We start from the raw sequence: 17,531 nt of genomic DNA, 5'->3' as shown, positions 1-17,531 counted from the left end.
ATCTATCTCTCCTTTTGAAACTCTAAGGTTATTCTCTTGGGCTGGAGGTCACCTTTAAAATCCTTCGAATATTCCACTAACACTACTTTATTTTTTGTGATCTCTTCGACCTTCCCATTGTTATAACCGATGACGGTCCCTCTTTTAACTGAAAAGGACCGGTTGTCAGGCGTAACAAGAAGCGCGTAATACTGGTCTCCTTTTTTTGCAACGGCCAGAAGCGTGAATTCGCCTATATCATAGCTTTCAAGCGTGCCGGGCCGCCCTGCAGTCTTCCTCGCAGTTTTTTTCGTGGTCACTATGAGCGGCACAAAAGGGTCGCGCCTGTCTCCCGGCTGGTACACATAACCTTCTTCCGGCGGGGTCTCCTGTGCAGCTACCGGAGTTTGCCCGGCGGCAGGTTCTGTTTTTGCGGCCGCCTCAGCCTTGGGCTTAGCTGTCTTAGCGGGAGGAGCGGGCTGCTCCTTGCAGCCGTAGAAGGCAAATAGTATAAATGCTATCGCGGCAAAAAAAGACGCTGAAAATTTCATTATTCTTTTTTCTCCTTCGGCTGCTCTTTTTGTCCTTTTGCTTTTTCCTCTTTCGGCTCAGCTACATCTTCAGGACTCATGGACGCGAAGGTGCGTGCCGTAAAAGTAGCGCCAATTAGACCGGCGCCTTCCTTGCCCTTTTTTTCTTTAACGCGAAGGTCTATGTCCGATATATTTACAAGCCTCGGCAGCCGGCTGATATGGCTGAAAAATACCCCGAGGTTGTGATAGCCTGTCTGGACCTCAACTTTGACCGGGATTTCGACATACAGGTTATCGGGGCTTGTCTTTTTTGCCTCCGGTCTCCACAAGAGTATTTCAAGTCCTGATTGCAGTCCCGAATCGGATATCTGTTTAAGCAGCACGGAGACCTCTTTTTCTTCAGGCAGTTGTTCCTGCAATTTTGCAAGCTTTGCCTTCAATAATTTATTTTCGGCTATCAGCATATCAAGCTTTTTGACCTTTGCCTCGCTGCTCTGTATTTCCTGGTTCAGCTTCGTAAGTTTGGTATCGAGTATTTTTATTTCGCTGTTTTTAGGGAGCAGCACAAGGAAGACAAATAAAATGAGCAGCAGTAAAGAGGGCAGTATCGCTATGACAAGCTGCATGCGTGATGAAAGATTTTTTAGCCTGTTTATGATATTGGTCGCTGTCATAAATCCTATATCCTGATTTTAAAAGTGAGTTTAAATTTATACACCTCAAACTCATCAATTGTGGTCTGCCGCGATTCGATCAGCATGACGTCTGTCAAATATTTCGAACCCTTCAGGTTCTGGACATAAGTGACAAGATCGTTGTTTGTATGCGCGTAGCCTTCTATATTTGTAACGCCGCTCTTTTCGTTAAGGATGGTCAGCCATACGCCCTTGGGGAGCATTCCGCTTACCTCGTCGAGCAGCCGCAAGGGCACGATCTGGTTCTTTTTCAGTTGTTCAATGATCTCGGTTTTTTTCCTGAATTCCTCGTTGTCCTTCTCGTAGTTCTGGACTTCCTTTATCATTATTTTTAACTCTTCCAGCCTTTTTTCCTTTTTGGATATTTCGGTCTGCATCGCGGAGACCTTGCCGAATAAATAAAATGTAAACATAATCAGCACTACGATCAGGGCAGCGGTCGCCATTGTGCCGTAAATAAAAACAGGAGGTATCTTCAATGCCTTTTTTGTGGGAAGCAGATTGATCCTTATCATTTATCTGTCTCCCACCCTTCTTAATGCCAGGCCTACGGCAATGGCGATAACAGGCTCGACTTTCTTTAAATATTCCTTATCAAACGTCTCAGGGACACGGATGCTTTTGAACGGTTCAGCAACCCGGACATTTATCCCCGACCTTTCAGATAACAGAGAAACGAAACCGGCGGTCAGGGCCACGCCTCCGCTGATGATTATTTCATTAATGCTCTCATAATTTGTAGTGTCCCTGAAATAGTCAAACGACCTGGAGATCTCCGAGATGATGTCTTCCGAGGCCGAGGTAAGGGCCGCTGCCATGTCCTCCGGCGAGATACCTTCTTTGGAGCCTTCCAGTTTCAGCTTTTCGGCGTTTGCGTAAGAAATGGTAAATTCCTTTTGCAAGGCCTCGGTATGCATATTCCCGCCTACTGCGCTGTCTCTGGTGAAAACCGAACTTCCGCCTTTGAGTATGTTCATATTGATCATGCCCGCCCCGATGTTAACGAGCGCGACATTCTCGTTTTCCTTGATTTCATAGTTAAGCTCGTACATGTTTTCAAGGGCAAAGGCGTCAACGTCGACGATCACCGGGTTAAGCCCGGCATCTTTTACAACAGTGACGTACTCGTTTATCTTCTCTTTTTTGACTGCGACGATGAGGACGTCCATCATGTTTTCTTTCCCTGACGGGCCAAGTATCTGGAAGTCGAGATTGACGTCTTCAATATCAAAGGGGATGTACTGCTCCGCCTCAAATTTTATTGATTCGCCCAATTCATCCTCTGACATCTGGGTGAGCGATACTCTTTTGATGATAACGGATGAGTGGCCTGATACTGAGAGGGTGACGTCCCTGGTATTAATGTCGGTGCTTGAAATCAGTCCTTTAATTGCCCCGACAACACGGGAAGAGTCGAGGATGGAACCGTCTACTATTAATTCCGGTTCGAGGGGGGCTATGCCCAGGCGTTCAAGCTGGTAACCGCTTTTTGACTCTTTAAGCTGCACGGCCTTGATATTCTTGGAGCCGATATCAAGACCCACTATGCCTTTTTTGCCAAAAATCATAGACAATGAATTATCTCTGCTGAAATAATATGGTTTATTTTATTCGCTGCTTTTAGCATCAGAGTAATCATAAATCTTATAACCTTTCCCGCCCGCCTGTCTGATAAATGGTTTGCGTTGCCATTTATAATGGATACATTCGGCAAAAATCAAAACATACTTTAATCCACATGTTCTGCTTTGCTTAAATAAATTAAGCATGCATCCTTTTATTTGGCAACATTATATCACATCATTTGCTTTAATAAACATATTTTTTTTATAATTTCCCCTGAGGGCGATTAGCTCAGTGGGAGAGCGCTTCCTTCACACGGAAGAGGCCGCTGGTTCAATCCCAGCATCGCCTACCATCCTCCGTTCCTCTCTATGAAAATCCATTCTTCCATACCGCAAATTCATTTTAGTATTTTACACAAGAACCCGATAACAGGTAGTGATGGCAATCACATTAAGAAAATTTTTTCATTTTTAAAATAGAGCCAGAAGAAAGGAGTTTTATATAGATGATATTATTTGACGAAGTAACAAAAACATACGATAAAGAAGTCGTCTTCAAAAATATTTCCTTTTCAATGGGAAGAGGAGAGTTCGCATTTCTTACGGGGCCGAGCGGGGCGGGAAAAACAACGCTGCTGAAACTCATTTACGGAGCGGAGCGCCCCGACGCCGGGCAGATTGTTGTCTCGGACTGGATAGTTAGCAAGATGAAACAAAACGCCATCCCGTCGCTGAGGCAAAATGTCGGGGTGGTTTTTCAGGACTTCAAGCTGCTGGACAACAAAACAGTGTTTGACAATATCGCCCTTGCATTGACCATTCACAAAAAACACCCCCATGAAATAAGAGAGCGCGTGAATGCGGTGTTGAGGGAGATAAACCTCATACACAAGGCAAACATTTTTCCCCCGCACCTTTCCGGGGGTGAACAACAGAGGGTCGTGGTTGCAAGGGCCATGGTGGCAAAGCCGATCGTCCTGCTTGCGGACGAACCCACGGGCAATCTCGACGACGACAATTCCGAGGTGGTCATGAAGCTTTTCAGGGAGATTAACGCAAGGGGCACAACAGTGCTTATCGCAACGCATAACGAGGGGCTCTTCCGCAAAACCGGGAACAGGGTTTTTTACATAAACAATAAATACATTGAGAAGGAGATGGTGGCGTGATAATCCTAAGGTATGCTCTGAAGACCGCATTTAACAGCATCTGGCGTGAAAAGTGGATCAACTTTCTCACGGTCCTTTCCGTCAGCATAGGGCTGTCAATACTCTGCTCATTCGTGATGGTATCGAGGAACACGGACTCGGTGGTGCAGCGCTGGGCCAAGAGCTTCGGCATGGTCGTATATTTGGACAAAAAGGTGGACCCGGGAAGGGAAGAATCGTTGAAACAACACTTCCAGCGGGACACCGATATCGTAGAAGTAAAATACATATCAAGGGACAAGGCCCTTGATGAAGTCAAACATACTTTGGGTTCTGACGCCCTCATCCTTGAAGGCCTTGACGAAAACCCGCTCCCGGCCTCTCTTGAACTTACATTAAAAAGCGACTTGCTGGACCCCGCGCTCGCCGGGAAAAAAGCGGCGCATATAAAACAGATGCAGGGTGTTGAGGAAGTCCAGTACGGAGAAAAATGGCTGTCGTCCCTGTACGCCATTTCAAAGGCCATGAAGGTGGGCACTTTATTTTTCGGGTGCGCGGTATTCGCGGCCATTACCTTCATAACTTTCAGCACCATCAAGATCTTCTTTTATAGAAGGAAGGACGAGATCGAGACGCTTAAATTGTTAGGCGCAACAAAGATATTCATCAGGCTTCCATTTCTTATTGAAGGTATTTTTATCGGCCTGATAGGGGGCATCATCAGCGTGGCGCTGATATCCGCAGCGTCTTCTTTTGCTTCTTTAAAGATAGTTGAGTTCATGCCGTCGATGAAATCAAACCTGACTTCTTTGCCGTTAAGCGCTTATATTGAAATCCCTCTTGCCGGGGCCTTTTTAAGCGTGGCGGGAAGTTTTATAGCAGTAGGGAAGATAAAGTATTAAAATGAGAGCAAAGGGCAAAAAGCGTAAAGCAGAGGGCAAAGGGCAAAGGATTAATCCTGTGCTCTGTGCTCTGTGCTCTATATTAATTTTTTCCCTCTGCCCTCTGCCCTCCGCCTCCATTCACGCTGCAAATCCGATAAATAAACTTTCAGAAATCCAGCAGAAGCTTATTGATGAACTGGGCAAGGTCAAGGACGCTGAAAAGAGGGAAGGGTCCATCCTTTCAAAAATCGAGGAAATCAACAACGGCATCAAAAAAAAGGAAGGGGAACTGAGGCTTTACGAAAGGCGCATATCGCAGACACAATCGGAGATCAATAATCTCTCGGAAGAAATAGACATGCTTAAAAACAAATTGGGAAACAGGAAGCAATACCTCGAAGACCACATAAACGCTTTATATAAGCAGCAGTACGGCGGCAACGCGCTTGCACTCATATCCGCGGAGGACTACCAGGACCTGATCAAGAGGAGCAGGTATCTCAGCCTCGTTGCTTACCATGACAGCAAGATATTGAATAAGTACAGTAAGGAATTGCAGGAGATAAGCCTGAAAAAGAAGGAACTTGAAGCCCTGCATGAAAACCTGAATGCTGATAAGGAATATGCGCGGGGTAAAGAAAAAGAATTGCAGGCGGAGCGGAAAAAGAAAGACGAGATGCTTGCCTCGGTAAGAGGCAAACGGATTTCATCTGAAAACAATGTCAAAGAGCTCGAAGAGTCTTCCAGGAAACTCCAGGACATGATCTCGGGACTGAAGACAAAAGATATCCCGCAGGTAGTTCTCGGCGCCGGGTTCAGCTCTTTAAAGAAAACCCTCCCCTGGCCTGTTGACGGCAAGGTGTTAGTGCCGTACGGGAAATATGAGGACCCTGTATTCAATAAGCCTGTCGTCAAAAACGGCATAGAGATCGAGGCAAAATCCGGAGATACGCCCAAGGCAATAGCGGGGGGAAGGGTGATATACGCCGACAAGTTTGAGGGGTTCGGCATGTTATTGGTCATTGACCACGGTAATGGCTATAACAGTGTTTACGGAAATCTTGCCGAGACCCAGCTTGTGACAGGCGACATCCTTATTAAAGGAATGGATATAGGGAAGGTAAACAGATCCAAGCTCTTCAACACGCCCACGCTATACTTTGAGATCAGATACAAAGGGAGGCCTGTTGATCCCATGGAGTGGTTAGGCAGTAAAGGGTAAGGAAAGGTTGACCCTCTTCATCCAGCTTCCGTGCATCGTGCAATTTCCAATTACCGTAAGTGTCCCGGAATTTACAGCTAAGCACAGGGCCGTTGCCGGATGGACCCTGCGATGGGTCAGCATCGTCCTCATTAAGAATTTTTTATCTAAATATATATCTATAAAGTTGACAAGGTGTTCCGAGGTCATTTCATGTTCAATCTCGCCTACCTTGATATTTACGTCCGTGCATCCTGAGCCTGGGTTCAAGCTGCACTCCCTGTTGACTTGTATCACGGGAAGATGTTTCCTGTCTTCTTCAGTGAGATTTTCGGGGTCTGACGGTTTTTTGACCGCGTCGGGGTCGTTTTCAAAATTCTCTATCGGCATCCGGCAGACAGGACAATCAACAGGCGCCTGATCAAAGGCAATGTGACTGCAAACCCGGCATACATAAGTTTTCATCTTCTGCTCCTTTCTATAAATTAGAAGGACATCTTTTCTATTGAAAATTATATAACAAAAAAAATGGTTTTAGAATTAATTTTTTGCAGCTTCATCGAGAATCTCCCGGATCTTTTTTAATAGCTCGCTTGGCAAAACAGGTTTTGCGAGGAAATTCAGATTTAGATCAATTATCCCTTTTACATGCATCAAGTCAGCGGTATAGCCGCTGATGAACAATGCCTTTATGCCGGGATTTATTTTTTTGATTTCTCCGTAGACTTCCCTTCCGTTTTTTTTAGGCATTATTACATCAAGGACCGCAAGTTTAATATCTTCTTTGTGTTCCTTGAATTTCTCTATTGCGTCAGCGCCGTCTTTCGCCTCTATAACGCTATAACCGAATTCCTGAAGCACTGAGCTAACAAGCTTTCTTAATGATTCATCATCCTCCGCCATCAGTATGGTTTCAGCGCCCCCTTTTATTAAGGCAAGAGGTTCGGCGGTTTTTTCCTCGTTCCCGGCCGCTTTGATTAACGGCAGGTAAATCCTGAACGTCGTGCCTTTCCCCAGTTCGCTGTCTGCGGTGATATAACCGTTATTCTGTTTTATTGCGCCGTACACCATTGCCAGCCCAAGCCCTGTGCCCCGGCCCACTTCTTTTGTCGTAAAGAAAGGCTCAAAGATCCTCTCTCTGGTCTTTTCCGTCATCCCTGTGCCGCTGTCCGTTACTGATAGCATGGCGTATGGCCCCTCGATACCGAACCCGTGCTCTTTCATGAATTGCTCGTCAATAACCGTCATCTCCGTTTTTATGATCAGCGAGCCCCCGTCCGGCATCGCGTCTTTCGCATTGGTAGCGAGGTTCATCAATATCTGCTCTATCTGCCCGCTGTCCGCAAGTATTGTCAAAGGCCTTTCGTCAAGGACCAATTTCAGTTCAATATCTTCACCGATCAGCCTGCCCAAAAGCTTCTGCATGTTCCTCATGGCCTGGTTCAGATCAACGGGCGCCGGGCTGATGAGCTGTTTCCGGCTGAAGGCGAGAAGGCTCTGCGTCAGATTTGCGCCCCTCTCAGATGAAGCGAGGATGTGGTCCAGGTTCACTTTGAGCGGGTCGTCTTTTGCCAGTTTCATTTTTACAAGATTTCCGTAACCGATAATTGCCGTAAGAATATTATTGAAGTCATGGGCGACCCCTCCCGCAAGCATTCCGATCGCTTCCATCTTTTGCGCCTGGATCAATTGCTCCTGCAGTTTCAGCTTCTCTGCTTCGGCCTCCTTGCGTTCGGTGGTATCGCTGGCAACCGTGGCGAAATATCCCTTAGCCGGGGAGAAAACAGAGATCGTGAAGTGCTTTTTCATCGGGGGAAAATAGGTCTCAAAATGCACTGGTTCGCCTGTCTCAGCAACATGCGCATAGATGTCGAGGTAAGGGGCTTCTCCTGAACCGTAAAGTTGTGATGCGAGAGCGCCGACGGCCTTCTCCCGTGTGATCCCGGTGATCTTCGTGAAAGACGGATTACAGTCCAGCAAGCGGTAATCCACGGCATTGCCTGAACTGTCAAACACTATCTCGTGGAGCACCATGAGTTCGGTCATGGAATTATAAAGGGAATGGAATTTTCTCTCACTTGCCTGCAGCGCTTCTTCCGCCTTCTTGCGTTCCGTGATGTCTACAATAAGGCCGTCATATGCAACAAGCCTTCCCTCCTGGTCATAGAGCGGCACGGGCGTATTTCTCACCCATTTGACCTGGCCGTTTTTATGGACGATCCTGTGTTCCAGAGGCTGTATGTCTTCGCCGGAAAGCACTCTCTCCGCCTGCCTTATCACTTGTTCCCTGTCTTCCTCATACACCATCCTGAACCAGAGATAGGGATCGGATTCATATTCTTCCGATGTATAGCCGGTCACGGCAACGCAGGCAGACCCGTGTCTTGTCGAAACGGGCCTGCCGTCTTTGACCTCTACAGTATAAATATAATCAGTCACTGAACTGATGAGCTTTCTATATCGCTGCTCACTTTCCAGCAGCGCCTCCTCCGCCCGTTTGCGTTTAGTGATGTCCCTGATAATATGAACTGCCCCTGTGAAGGAACCGGATTTGTCCAGTATTGGGTCAACCGTAATTTCAAGCCATCGCTCCCCGGCATTCAACTCCAGAGATTCTCTCTGCCGTGTTTTCCGCAGGCAGGGACACTCAGGTATCGGTTTTGATACGCCGTGAACGATCTCCCAGCAGGGCCGCCCTGTTACTTCTGCCTCGCTCTTATTCAGGAAATTCAGCATGGCCTTATTGCAGCGCTGTATCTTCTGCTCTTTGTCCAGCAGGCAAATGCTGTCGGTGACGGTGTCAAAGGTCGCCTGCCATTGGGACAAGGAGTCTTTCAGGGCATTCTTATTCTTCTCAAGTTCCTCAATATATAAGGCGGTCTGGATCGCCTGGGCAAGGCGGGGCGCGAGAAACTGAAGGACCTGGCGTTTACTATCAGAAAAACCGTTTACTTTTTTAGATGCTGTATTCAGAGTGCCTGCGCATTTATCATTGACAATGAGCGGGACAAGGAAATAGGACCTGAAGCCGGCCTGAAGAAGTATCCTGTCAACCTCATATTTGCTGTCCTGCTTTTTAATGTCAGGGCAGTAAAACGGTTTTGCAAGCTTGACCGCTTCAGTGATCGGGGTATCTGTAAAACGCAGAAATTCTCCGGACCCCAGCGTCTTGGTCCCGGTTACAGCGTCATAGATCAAAAAGCCGTTTTTTTCTTCCTGAAGGAGGGCGACCGAGGCGTGTTCAATTCCAAGCCGTCGCTGGATAAAACTTAATGCACTCGGGGTGATCTCTGAAAAGCGCAGGCGCGCCAGCTCTTTATCGAAATTTTTAATAGTGTTTAAAACCTTCCGGCAGGGATCCCCTTTTTCAACCATAAAAGAATTTTACCACAAAACTGTCAAGCAACTTCATGTTATTTGAAATGCTGTTTGCTTATTTGACTTCACCTCATAAATGCTTTATATTCTTTCCATCATGAAGCCTTCCGTAAAAACGGTGGATTTCCTTGTAATCGGCGGCGGTGTTGCAGGTCTCAGGGCCGCTATAGAACTTGCCCCAAGAGGAAGCGTGATCGTCCTCACCAAAGACAAAGTAACTGAAAGCAGCACAGGCTATGCGCAGGGAGGAGTCGCAGTCGCCCTCAGCGATGAAGATGAAGTCGGCATCCACTATGAAGACACAATAAAAGCGGGCGACGGGCTTTGCGGGGAGAATGCGGTAAGGATCCTGGTTGAGGAAGGCCCTGGCCTCATCCTTGAACTTATATCGTGGGGGGCTGAATTCGATAAAGAGGGGAGCAAACTCGCTTTTACAATGGAGGCCGCGCACTCAAGGCGGAGGATCCTCCATTCCCATGGTGACGCAACAGGCAAGGAGATCGAGCGCGTACTCATTAACAAGGCCCGTTCTTTCAGCTCCGTCTCAAGATATGACTACGCGTTTACTCTCGATCTAATTATTGAAGGCAACAGGTGTGTCGGAGCTGCCGTGCTGAGAGGCCACGCGCTTATAAATATTTTCGCAAAGGCAGTGATTCTCGCCACGGGCGGCGCGGGCCAGGTCTTTTCAAGGACGACAAATCCGACGATCGCAACAGGCGACGGCATTGCGATAGCCTACAGGGCTGGCGCTTTGATCTCCGATATGGAATTTATTCAATTCCATCCGACCACGCTTTATTCACCTGCGGCACCTCAGTTCCTTCTAAGCGAGGCCATGAGGGGCGAAGGAGCGGTATTAAAAAATATACACGGCAAAAGGTTCATGCCCGAATATCATGAGAAGGCGGAACTGGCCCCGAGGGATGTGGTGACAAGGGCCATCGTCTCTGAAATGGTCAAGACAAATTCAAGGCACGTTTATCTCGACCTCACGCATCTTGAGAAGGATTTTGTGGAAAACCGGTTCCCCCTGATTTACGCCACGTGCCTTCAGTATGACATTGATATTACCGAGGACATGATACCCGTGTCCCCGGCTGCGCATTACATCATGGGCGGCGTCAAGACCGATACGGAAGGCGAAACAAGCATCAAGGGGCTTTTTGCCGCGGGAGAGGTCGCCTGCACCGGAGTTCACGGGGCAAACCGCCTCGCATCAAACAGCCTGCTTGAGGGACTTGTGTACGGTGCGAGGACCGGGAAAAGGGCCATCAGGTATGTCGGGGAAGAAAAAACTGATACAGCCGCCGCCGAGGTCGGGCATGAAGGGTTTAATGAAGAGGCGCGGCCATTGTCATCCATTGATATCGAAAAAACAAGGAGCACCATCAGGCAGATCATGTGGAACAAGGTTGGGATCATCAGGTGTAACGAATCGCTTTCCATTGCAAGAAAATGGCTTGATAAGAAGCATTCTCTCATGGACACGCAATTTAATGACAGGCGTGGATTTGAACTGAAAAACATTTTGACCGTAGCAAATCTAATTACCGATTCGGCCCTTCTAAGAAAAGGAAGCGTCGGCGCGCACTTCCGCTCCGATTTCAAAAATAAAGGCGAAAACTGGCAGAGGCATACAGCATGTTTGAGGGGCAAGATCCCAGAGTGGACCGATTGAGGGGAATTTCGAAAAACAACCACAGAGGACATGGAGAAGAATAGAAGATGAGAAGTTGGGAAATTAAGAAGATGAGGAAGAATAGTTGCTTTTTCTCAGCTTCCTATCTTCTTATCCTCTCAACTTCTTTTTAATCTCTGTGTAATCTGCGGATTGTTCTTAGAGGAGCAATAATATGCGCAAGGCAAAGATAGTCTGCACAATAGGTCCGGCGAGCAGTTCAAGTCAAGTTATTCATCAAATGATCGCATCAGGGATGAATGTGGCGCGACTCAATTTCTCGCACGGGACTTATGAGACGCATAAAAAAGCGGTTGAGCTCATTAAGGCAGGCGCGCGCCGGCACAAATCCCCTGTTACGATACTTCAGGATTTAAAAGGGTTGAAGATAAGAATCGGGGCCGTTGAAGGCGGCGCTGTTAAAATCGAAAAGGGCTCCGCGCTTGCTGTTACTACAAGGAATATCACCGGCGACAGCAAACAAATACAGGTCCAGTATCCGCATCTCATTAAGGACTTACACACCGGCAGTGCAATCCTGATAGACGACGGATTGATCCAGTTAAAAGTCGTCAGGAAGGAAAAAGACAGGCTGATAACAAAAGTGATAGAGGGCGGGATGTTGAAAGAGAAGAAAGGCGTTAATCTTCCGGATGTCAAAATTTCCACCTGCACTTTTACCAAAAAAGACATGGCTGACCTCGCATACGGGATAAAACTCGGCGTTGACTATGCAGCGCTTTCTTTTGTGTGTTCGGGACGCGATGTTTTAAAAGTCAAACAGTACCTGAAAAAGCAGAACGCCGGCATTCCCGTAATCGCAAAAATAGAAACCAGGCAGGCGCTTGATAATATAGAGGAGATCATTGACGCCTCGGATGGGCTTATGATCGCAAGGGGAGACCTTGGGGTGGAAGTCCCGGCTGAGGAAGTCCCGATAATCCAGAAGCGGCTGATAGCGATGTGCAATTCCGCACTGAAACCTGTGATCATTGCGACCCAAATGCTGGAGTCGATGACAGGGCATTTGCGTCCTACAAGGGCTGAGGCGACTGACGTTGCAAACGGTGTGCTTGACGGCGCTGACGCGCTCATGCTTTCCGCAGAGACCTCCGCCGGCAAGTATCCCGTAGAGGCAGTGAAGATGATGGACAGGATAATCAGTTATACCGAAGCAAACAGCAATCCCTTTATTCTCCCGAAAGAGAGCGAGGGATTATCTTCTTTCGCGCACGCTATCGCCGGGGCCGCATGTTCATCCGCGATGAACATAAAAGCGAAGACAATAGTTGCTTTCAGCAGGAGCGGATTTACCGCATTGCTTGTATCCAAGTTCAAGCCCCGTGTTCCGATCATATGTTTCACCGACAGGGAAAATATTTACAGGAGGATGAACCTTTACTGGGGGGTCACTCCGCTTGTCATGAAATTCCCGAACAACACCGATGAAATGATCTCCGAGTCGGAAAAGGCCCTTCTTAAAAAAGGCATCGTAAAAAAAGGCGATACGGTCGCGATAATCGCCGCTTCTCCATTCGCCCTCGGCGGCAAAAGCAACATCATGAAACTGCACAGGGTGGGGGCGTAAAATAAATGAGGGAAACAAGAGGGAATTAATCCACAGATGACTCAGATGCACGCAGATTTCTTAAATTAATTTTCTTTGATCTGTGCAATCTGCGGATGAAAATTATCTTTCTCCCAGCCCGGTTAAAAACTGATAAACGCATTCGGGAAGGTCTTTGCTGTAGCCGCCCTCAAGTATAGCGAAGGCCGGTTTCTTTAAATCTGCAAGCAAAGTACCTATTTTCCGGTAAGTATCTTTTTCAAGCGTGAGGCTGGTGATCGGGTCGAGTTTATACGTATCAAAACCTGCGGAGATTGCCAGGACATCGGGGCTGAATTCTTCAACCTGCTGCAGTCCTTCCTGAAATGCCGAGAGATATTCATTCGGCGTTGTGCCCGCAGGCATGGGATAGTTAATGCAGTTCTCCCTGCTCCTTAATCCAGTGCCGGGATACAGCGGGCTTTGATGCAGGGAGAGGTACAAGAAATCCTGTTTGCCGTGCAGGATGTCTTCTGTTCCGTTTCCGTGGTGGCAGTCAAAATCCACGATGGCCACTTTCCCAGCTTTTTCTTTTGCCTTCAATGAGGCAATGGCGATATTGTTGAAATAACAGAACCCCCCGAGATTGCCCCTTGTCGCGTGGTGCCCCGGCGGACGCATAAGGGAGAAAGCGTTTTCTCCCGTTGTCAGGCAATGCATGGCCGCTTCAATCGCGCTTCCCGCCGACAGCTTGGCAATATCGAAGATGCCCGGAAATGAAGGGGTGTCAAAGTCGAAGAATTTTTCTTTCCTGACGCTGTCAAGAAGCGTTTGCGAGTGGGCCAGAAGAATATCTTCATCCGTGCAGGGTTTGGGGCCTGTGAATTCATAACCTTTCTGTTCTAAATACTCATAAGTGCCGCGCACCCTTTCAGGGGACTCAGGATGGCCGGGCTGGGAATATTCAAGACACTTAGGGGAATAAAATATTTTCATGCTTAAGCCTCACCAAATTTTAAATAAGACCAGGTTTATTATCAACATCTCAAATAAAAAATCTATATCGTATTTTTTCATTTAAATCTCCATATCCATCAGGTCCTCTGCCAGTAACACATCCCCGTCAAAGACTTCCCGGGCTTCATTGACTCTCTCAATATCGGGTACATCAGCGGGATAGAGGTGAGACAGGAGGAGTTTTTTCACGCCTGCCCTTTTTGCGACAAGGCCGCATTCTTTTGAAGTCAGATGCCCCTTTGCCTTCATTAAATCAGGGAAGGAACAATCTGCGATCAAGAGGTCGGCTTTGATTGAGAGCTCGACAATCCCCTGATCATAATCCGCGTCGCCTGTAAAGACGATGGCCTTGTCTCCATGTTCAAACCTGAAGGAAATGCTGTCTGATGAATGGACGGTTTCCGCGGTAAAAATATTGAAGGGGCCGAGTTCGAGTTTGTCCTCAATCTCTATAAGCTGAATGTTGAAATCCTTCGGTTTACCCAAAATGGAGGCAATCGCCTTTTCATAATATGAGATGAAGCCGCGAGGCGCTACGATAAAAAGGTCCTTCTCCCTTTTAAATTTCGGAGTGGCAAGAAGGGCCTGGATCAGGGGCATCAAATCCGCGAAATGGTCAGGGTGCCTGTGGGTGATAAATACGGCGTCAATGTTTTTGTAACTCTTCCCCGCCCTCTCAAGCTGAAGCAGTGTGCCGCTGCCGCATTCGACAAGAATTTGAAAACCCTCTGCCTCCAGATAATATCCGGGGGCGTTTCTTTTCAGGGACGGCACGCAGGTGCCGCTTCCAAGAATAATAAGTTTCATGTATTAAAAAGTAAGCTTGCAGCTATCAGCTAACAGCTGTAAGCCAGAACAATGGATTGGTCCACAATACCCGCAATGATATTTCATGCCTCACAACAAGTATAATAAATCCAGTCAATTTATCAAACAGGAGGCGGCAATGTTGCTCGAAAATATTACCATGGCTGAATTTAAAAAATATCTGAAGAAAACGAAAACCATGATCTTCCCGTTCGGCACGGTTGAAGAGCACGGCAATCATCTCCCCTTAAACACGGACACTTTGATCGTATATGAAGCGCTCAAGCGTGTTGTCCAGAAGAGAAAAGTGTTTCTCGCGCCGCCGATTTATTACGGAGTGTGTACCTCTACAAGCCAGCATCCGGGGACGATAAGCATTACTCCAGAAACCCTGAGGAGACTTACCTGCGATATTGTAAGAGACGCATATAAAAAAGGTCTCAGGAACTTTTATCTTGTCACGGGCCATGGAGGAGGCCTGCATTCGTACGCCCTGAAGGAAGCGGCAGAAACGCTGATTGAGGAGTTAAAGGGAATGAAGATTGCGGTACTCTGCCCTTATGACGTCCTCCGCAAAGAGCTTTCAGCGATCGCGGAAACTCCGAATGATTCACACGCGGGGGAAATCGAGACGTCTCTTGTTCTTTACCTTGCGCCTGAGCTTGTAAAGGGAAGCTCAAAAGAAGAATATCCGAAGCTGCCGGGACCGTTTATTGTGAAAGACAAACTTAAATACTGGCGCGGCGGTGTGTGGGGAAACCCGGCAAAGGCAAGCAGGGCAAAGGGCGAACAGGTCATCCAATTAATAGTTGACAGGGTAATCGAAATTATCGATATGGCGAAGGAGAAGGCTTGATTGTTAATTTATTTAACGGCTATACTATCAACAATTCATGCACAAAAAACTTCTTCATCTGCTCATCGGCATTGTCATCATTGTCTTCTCTTTATACTACGCCACAAAGGATATTGAGTTTAATAAACTGGTAACTGCCCTCAAATCGGTGCATTATTTATACATCTTCCCCGCGATTGTCCTGGTTATTATAAGTTATCTGCTCAGGGCCATGAGATGGCGCTATCTTGTCCGTTCGATAAAAGAAGTTAAAACAATGGACCTCTTGTCTCCATTGATGATTGGCTTTATGGCAAACATGCTCCCTGCCAGGGCAGGGGAGGTTGTCAGGCCTTATCTCCTTTCCAAAAAAGAAAACATCAGCTTCAGCGCGTCATTCGCCTCCATTGTTATAGAGAGACTTTTTGATCTTGCACTTATACTTTTTTTGCTGTGCTGGGTGTTGCTTTTCATGGGAGACGCCTTTGGAACAGGTGATACTCATAACAAAATGATTTATTTTGGCTCGGCAAGTTTGATTTTGTTTGTATTGATCCTATTGTTTTCCGCTTTTCTGCAGTTTAAGAATGATTGGGCCATGAAGGTTGTGGGTTTTTTCGTTAAACCTTTCCCGCAAAAGTGGAAGGAAAAGATCACCGGTTTAGTGCATTCATTTACAGACGGACTTAGCATCATCAGAGACAAACGCGGATTTGTGGCTACGGTCTTCCTTTCAATCTTAATATGGGCTTCATTTATCATTACCTATTATCCTCTCTATCTGGCATTCGGCATTGAAGCGGATCTGCCCATTGTCTCCTCGCTTGTAATACTTTGTTTAACGGTAGCCATTTTTATTACAGCGGCTCCCACTCCAGGGTTTCTTGGATCATACCATTTGGCTTGTGTGGCAGCCCTGCACGGGATATTCGGCATCCCTCAAGAGGTCGCTTTCAGTTACGGCATTGTTTCATGGTTCGTATCAATGGGCACTACCGTCGTCCTGGGAGCAATCTTTGCCATTAAAGAAAATGTCTCTTTCGGTGAATTTTCGGCAGGCAAAGAAAAGGCTGATTAACCCTTCTTTAATATTACCCCGGCGTCCCTCACATTGATTTTTCTCTGTAATGAATCGGCAGATCGCTTAGCCGGAGAACGACAAAAGAAGTCATCTTGGGTTTGGTCCGGAGCTCTTAACATGGGGCATTGTAAAAGAAAAAAAATAAATGTTATGATTACTGGTTGACCAAATAGGAACTAATTATTTATATTATCTATTCTATTAATAGAATAGAAGGTCGGGATCGGCCGAGAAAAGTTATAAAGGAAGCCTCAATACACATCTGCCGCTAATAAAATTGAGATTAAATTAATTAATAAAAGCGCCGATGTAGCTCAGTTGGCAGAGCATCTGATTTGTAATCAGAGGGTCGGGGGTTCGAATCCCTTCATCGGCTCCATAAAGACAGTGAACAGCCATAAGCTGTCAGCAGTCAGTAAAGAAGAAAAAAATTTTAGCTGAAAACTGAAAGCTAATTGCTGACAGCTTATAAACGGAGAGGTTCCCGAGTGGCCAAAGGGAGCAGACTGTAAATCTGCCGGCGAAGCCTTCGGAGGTTCGAATCCTCCCCTCTCCACCAGTGAATAAATGCATCATCCGCAGATTGCGCAGATGACACAGATGGGAGAAGAAAAAAGTCGAATGTATTTTATTCTGTGTAATCTGTGAAATCTGTGGATAGAGAGATGCGGGAGTAGCTCAGTGGTAGAGCGTCAGCCTTCCAAGCTGAGGGTCGCGGGTTCGAATCCCGTTTCCCGCTCCAAAAGACAGCAATAAGCTGTAAGCTCTAAGCAATCAGCTTGGATGGCTTTGGTTTTTTTGCTAAATGCTGATTGCTTAGAGCTTACAGCTTTATGTGCCCATGTAGCTCAGTTGGCAGAGTACATCCTTGGTAAGGATGAGGTCACCGGTTCAATCCCGGTCATGGGCTTTGCCAAAAGGCAAAAATTAATTGATTGAGTAATACATAAGCAATCGTATAGTATAATGGACTTAAGAAATTTAAGACCCATTGATTTTATATACAAAAATGTTTTAATGACCTAAAATCAGGAGGATTTATGGCAAAGGCAAAATTTGAAAGAACGAAGCCGCACATCAACGTAGGAACGATCGGTCACGTAGACCATGGCAAGACATCCTTGACAGCGGCGATAACAAAATATTTAGCGATGAAGGGCAAGGCAACATACCGTGCCTTT

16 protein-coding genes and 5 tRNA genes are annotated in these 17,531 nt (G+C 46.8%); 13 read left to right on the top strand and 8 right to left on the bottom strand.

The annotated features are described in order from the left end of the window. Positions 1-2: 2 nt before the first annotated feature. Genes HZB61_02685 through pilM form a run of 4 tightly spaced genes read right to left on the bottom strand, consistent with a single transcriptional unit; the run spans position 3 to position 2,775 of the window. Entirely contained in the window at positions 3-530 is a 528-nt protein-coding gene (locus HZB61_02685) for a pilus assembly protein PilP (GenBank protein ID MBI5055511.1), read from the bottom strand. Beyond that, positions 530-1,186 (bottom strand): type 4a pilus biogenesis protein PilO, encoded by a 657-nt coding sequence (pilO, locus tag HZB61_02680; protein MBI5055510.1) that lies wholly within the window; start codon positions 1,184-1,186, stop codon positions 530-532. The genes HZB61_02685 and pilO overlap by 1 nt, the downstream gene beginning before the upstream one ends. Before the next feature lie 5 nt (positions 1,187-1,191). Further along, the gene (locus tag HZB61_02675) at positions 1,192-1,722 is read right to left on the bottom strand and encodes a PilN domain-containing protein (protein ID MBI5055509.1); all 531 of its coding nucleotides are present in this window, start codon (positions 1,720-1,722) and stop codon (positions 1,192-1,194) included. Next, on the bottom strand, positions 1,723-2,775 hold the full coding sequence (gene pilM / locus HZB61_02670; GenBank protein MBI5055508.1) for a type IV pilus assembly protein PilM: 1,053 nt from the start codon (positions 2,773-2,775) through the stop codon (positions 1,723-1,725). It lies immediately after the preceding gene. A gap of 275 nt (positions 2,776-3,050) precedes the next feature. On the opposite strand from pilM, the gene HZB61_02665 reads away from it, so the two are divergent. The 4 genes from HZB61_02665 to HZB61_02650 all read left to right on the top strand — a co-directional run bounded on the left by HZB61_02665 (position 3,051) and on the right by HZB61_02650 (position 6,026). Beyond that, a tRNA-Val gene (locus HZB61_02665) sits at positions 3,051-3,125 on the top strand. A 153-nt stretch (positions 3,126-3,278) separates the two neighbouring features. Next, positions 3,279-3,941 (top strand): cell division ATP-binding protein FtsE, encoded by a 663-nt coding sequence (gene ftsE, locus HZB61_02660; GenBank protein ID MBI5055507.1) that lies wholly within the window; start codon positions 3,279-3,281, stop codon positions 3,939-3,941. Beyond that, positions 3,938-4,822, top strand: coding sequence for an ABC transporter permease (locus HZB61_02655; protein MBI5055506.1), 885 nt, complete (start codon positions 3,938-3,940; stop codon positions 4,820-4,822). Before ftsE ends, HZB61_02655 begins: the two co-directional genes overlap by 4 nt. A gap of 1 nt (position 4,823) precedes the next feature. Next, the gene (locus tag HZB61_02650) at positions 4,824-6,026 is read left to right on the top strand and encodes a peptidoglycan DD-metalloendopeptidase family protein (GenBank protein ID MBI5055505.1); all 1,203 of its coding nucleotides are present in this window, start codon (positions 4,824-4,826) and stop codon (positions 6,024-6,026) included. On the opposite strand, the gene HZB61_02645 is transcribed toward HZB61_02650, so the two are convergent. Together HZB61_02645 and HZB61_02640 are read right to left on the bottom strand one after the other, a co-directional pair. Beyond that, positions 6,009-6,470 (bottom strand): hypothetical protein, encoded by a 462-nt coding sequence (locus tag HZB61_02645; GenBank protein MBI5055504.1) that lies wholly within the window; start codon positions 6,468-6,470, stop codon positions 6,009-6,011. The genes HZB61_02650 and HZB61_02645 overlap by 18 nt on opposite strands. Before the next feature lie 75 nt (positions 6,471-6,545). Next, a complete protein-coding gene (locus tag HZB61_02640; GenBank protein ID MBI5055503.1) occupies positions 6,546-9,380 on the bottom strand; it encodes a PAS domain S-box protein in 2,835 nt (944 codons plus the stop codon). Positions 9,381-9,480: 100 nt separating this feature from the next. Here HZB61_02640 and nadB point away from each other — a divergent pair, with 100 nt between their 5' ends. Next, positions 9,481-11,064: an L-aspartate oxidase gene (gene nadB / locus HZB61_02635; protein ID MBI5055502.1), complete on the top strand. Its 1,584-nt coding sequence runs from the start codon at positions 9,481-9,483 to the stop codon at positions 11,062-11,064. Between the two features lie 175 nt (positions 11,065-11,239). Beyond that, a complete protein-coding gene (pyk, locus tag HZB61_02630) occupies positions 11,240-12,652 on the top strand; it encodes a pyruvate kinase (GenBank protein ID MBI5055501.1) in 1,413 nt (470 codons plus the stop codon). A gap of 102 nt (positions 12,653-12,754) precedes the next feature. On the opposite strand, the gene HZB61_02625 is transcribed toward pyk, so the two are convergent. Together HZB61_02625 and HZB61_02620 are read right to left on the bottom strand one after the other, a co-directional pair. Next, positions 12,755-13,606 (bottom strand): histone deacetylase, encoded by an 852-nt coding sequence (locus HZB61_02625; GenBank protein ID MBI5055500.1) that lies wholly within the window; start codon positions 13,604-13,606, stop codon positions 12,755-12,757. An 81-nt stretch (positions 13,607-13,687) separates the two neighbouring features. After that, positions 13,688-14,434: an MBL fold metallo-hydrolase gene (locus HZB61_02620; protein ID MBI5055499.1), complete on the bottom strand. Its 747-nt coding sequence runs from the start codon at positions 14,432-14,434 to the stop codon at positions 13,688-13,690. Between the two features lie 139 nt (positions 14,435-14,573). Between HZB61_02620 and HZB61_02615 the strand changes: the two genes are divergently transcribed. The 7 genes from HZB61_02615 to tuf all read left to right on the top strand — a co-directional run. After that, positions 14,574-15,290 carry a creatininase family protein gene (locus HZB61_02615; GenBank protein ID MBI5055498.1) on the top strand — a complete coding sequence of 239 codons (717 nt, stop codon included), beginning with the start codon at positions 14,574-14,576 and terminating at the stop codon, positions 15,288-15,290. A gap of 37 nt (positions 15,291-15,327) precedes the next feature. Continuing rightward, the gene (locus HZB61_02610; GenBank protein MBI5055497.1) at positions 15,328-16,347 is read left to right on the top strand and encodes a flippase-like domain-containing protein; all 1,020 of its coding nucleotides are present in this window, start codon (positions 15,328-15,330) and stop codon (positions 16,345-16,347) included. 306 nt (positions 16,348-16,653) lie between these two features. After that, positions 16,654-16,729: transfer RNA gene (locus HZB61_02605), tRNA-Thr, on the top strand. Positions 16,730-16,824: 95 nt separating this feature from the next. Next, positions 16,825-16,909: transfer RNA gene (locus HZB61_02600), tRNA-Tyr, on the top strand. 108 nt (positions 16,910-17,017) lie between these two features. After that, positions 17,018-17,092, top strand: a tRNA-Gly gene (locus HZB61_02595). A gap of 95 nt (positions 17,093-17,187) precedes the next feature. Continuing rightward, a tRNA-Thr gene (locus HZB61_02590) sits at positions 17,188-17,260 on the top strand. Positions 17,261-17,390: 130 nt separating this feature from the next. Further along, the coding region (gene tuf / locus HZB61_02585) for an elongation factor Tu (GenBank protein ID MBI5055496.1) at positions 17,391-17,531 on the top strand (141 nt) is incomplete at its 3' end.

The organism is Nitrospirota bacterium, from assembly GCA_016214845.1.
GTDB lineage: Bacteria > Nitrospirota > Thermodesulfovibrionia > UBA6902 > UBA6902 > SURF-23.
Note: the sequence above shows the minus strand (reverse complement) of the source record. Positions and strands in the feature narration are given on the sequence as shown.

Bases quoted from the DNA above. Each gene is read 5' to 3' on its own strand.
- HZB61_02685 (MBI5055511.1), bottom strand. From the start codon at position 530: ATGAAATTTTCAGCGTCTTTTTTTGCCGCGATAGCATTTATACTATTT.
- pilO (MBI5055510.1), bottom strand. From the start codon at position 1,186: ATGACAGCGACCAATATCATAAACAGGCTAAAAAATCTTTCATCACGC.
- HZB61_02675 (MBI5055509.1), bottom strand. From the start codon at position 1,722: ATGATAAGGATCAATCTGCTTCCCACAAAAAAGGCATTGAAGATACCT.
- pilM (MBI5055508.1), bottom strand. From the start codon at position 2,775: ATGATTTTTGGCAAAAAAGGCATAGTGGGTCTTGATATCGGCTCCAAG.
- ftsE (MBI5055507.1), top strand. From the start codon at position 3,279: ATGATATTATTTGACGAAGTAACAAAAACATACGATAAAGAAGTCGTC.
- HZB61_02650 (MBI5055505.1), top strand. From the start codon at position 4,824: ATGAGAGCAAAGGGCAAAAAGCGTAAAGCAGAGGGCAAAGGGCAAAGG.
- HZB61_02645 (MBI5055504.1), bottom strand. From the start codon at position 6,470: ATGAAAACTTATGTATGCCGGGTTTGCAGTCACATTGCCTTTGATCAG.
- HZB61_02640 (MBI5055503.1), bottom strand. From the start codon at position 9,380: ATGGTTGAAAAAGGGGATCCCTGCCGGAAGGTTTTAAACACTATTAAA.
- nadB (MBI5055502.1), top strand. From the start codon at position 9,481: ATGAAGCCTTCCGTAAAAACGGTGGATTTCCTTGTAATCGGCGGCGGT.
- pyk (MBI5055501.1), top strand. From the start codon at position 11,240: ATGCGCAAGGCAAAGATAGTCTGCACAATAGGTCCGGCGAGCAGTTCA.
- HZB61_02625 (MBI5055500.1), bottom strand. From the start codon at position 13,606: ATGAAAATATTTTATTCCCCTAAGTGTCTTGAATATTCCCAGCCCGGC.
- HZB61_02620 (MBI5055499.1), bottom strand. From the start codon at position 14,434: ATGAAACTTATTATTCTTGGAAGCGGCACCTGCGTGCCGTCCCTGAAA.
- HZB61_02615 (MBI5055498.1), top strand. From the start codon at position 14,574: ATGTTGCTCGAAAATATTACCATGGCTGAATTTAAAAAATATCTGAAG.
- HZB61_02610 (MBI5055497.1), top strand. From the start codon at position 15,328: ATGCACAAAAAACTTCTTCATCTGCTCATCGGCATTGTCATCATTGTC.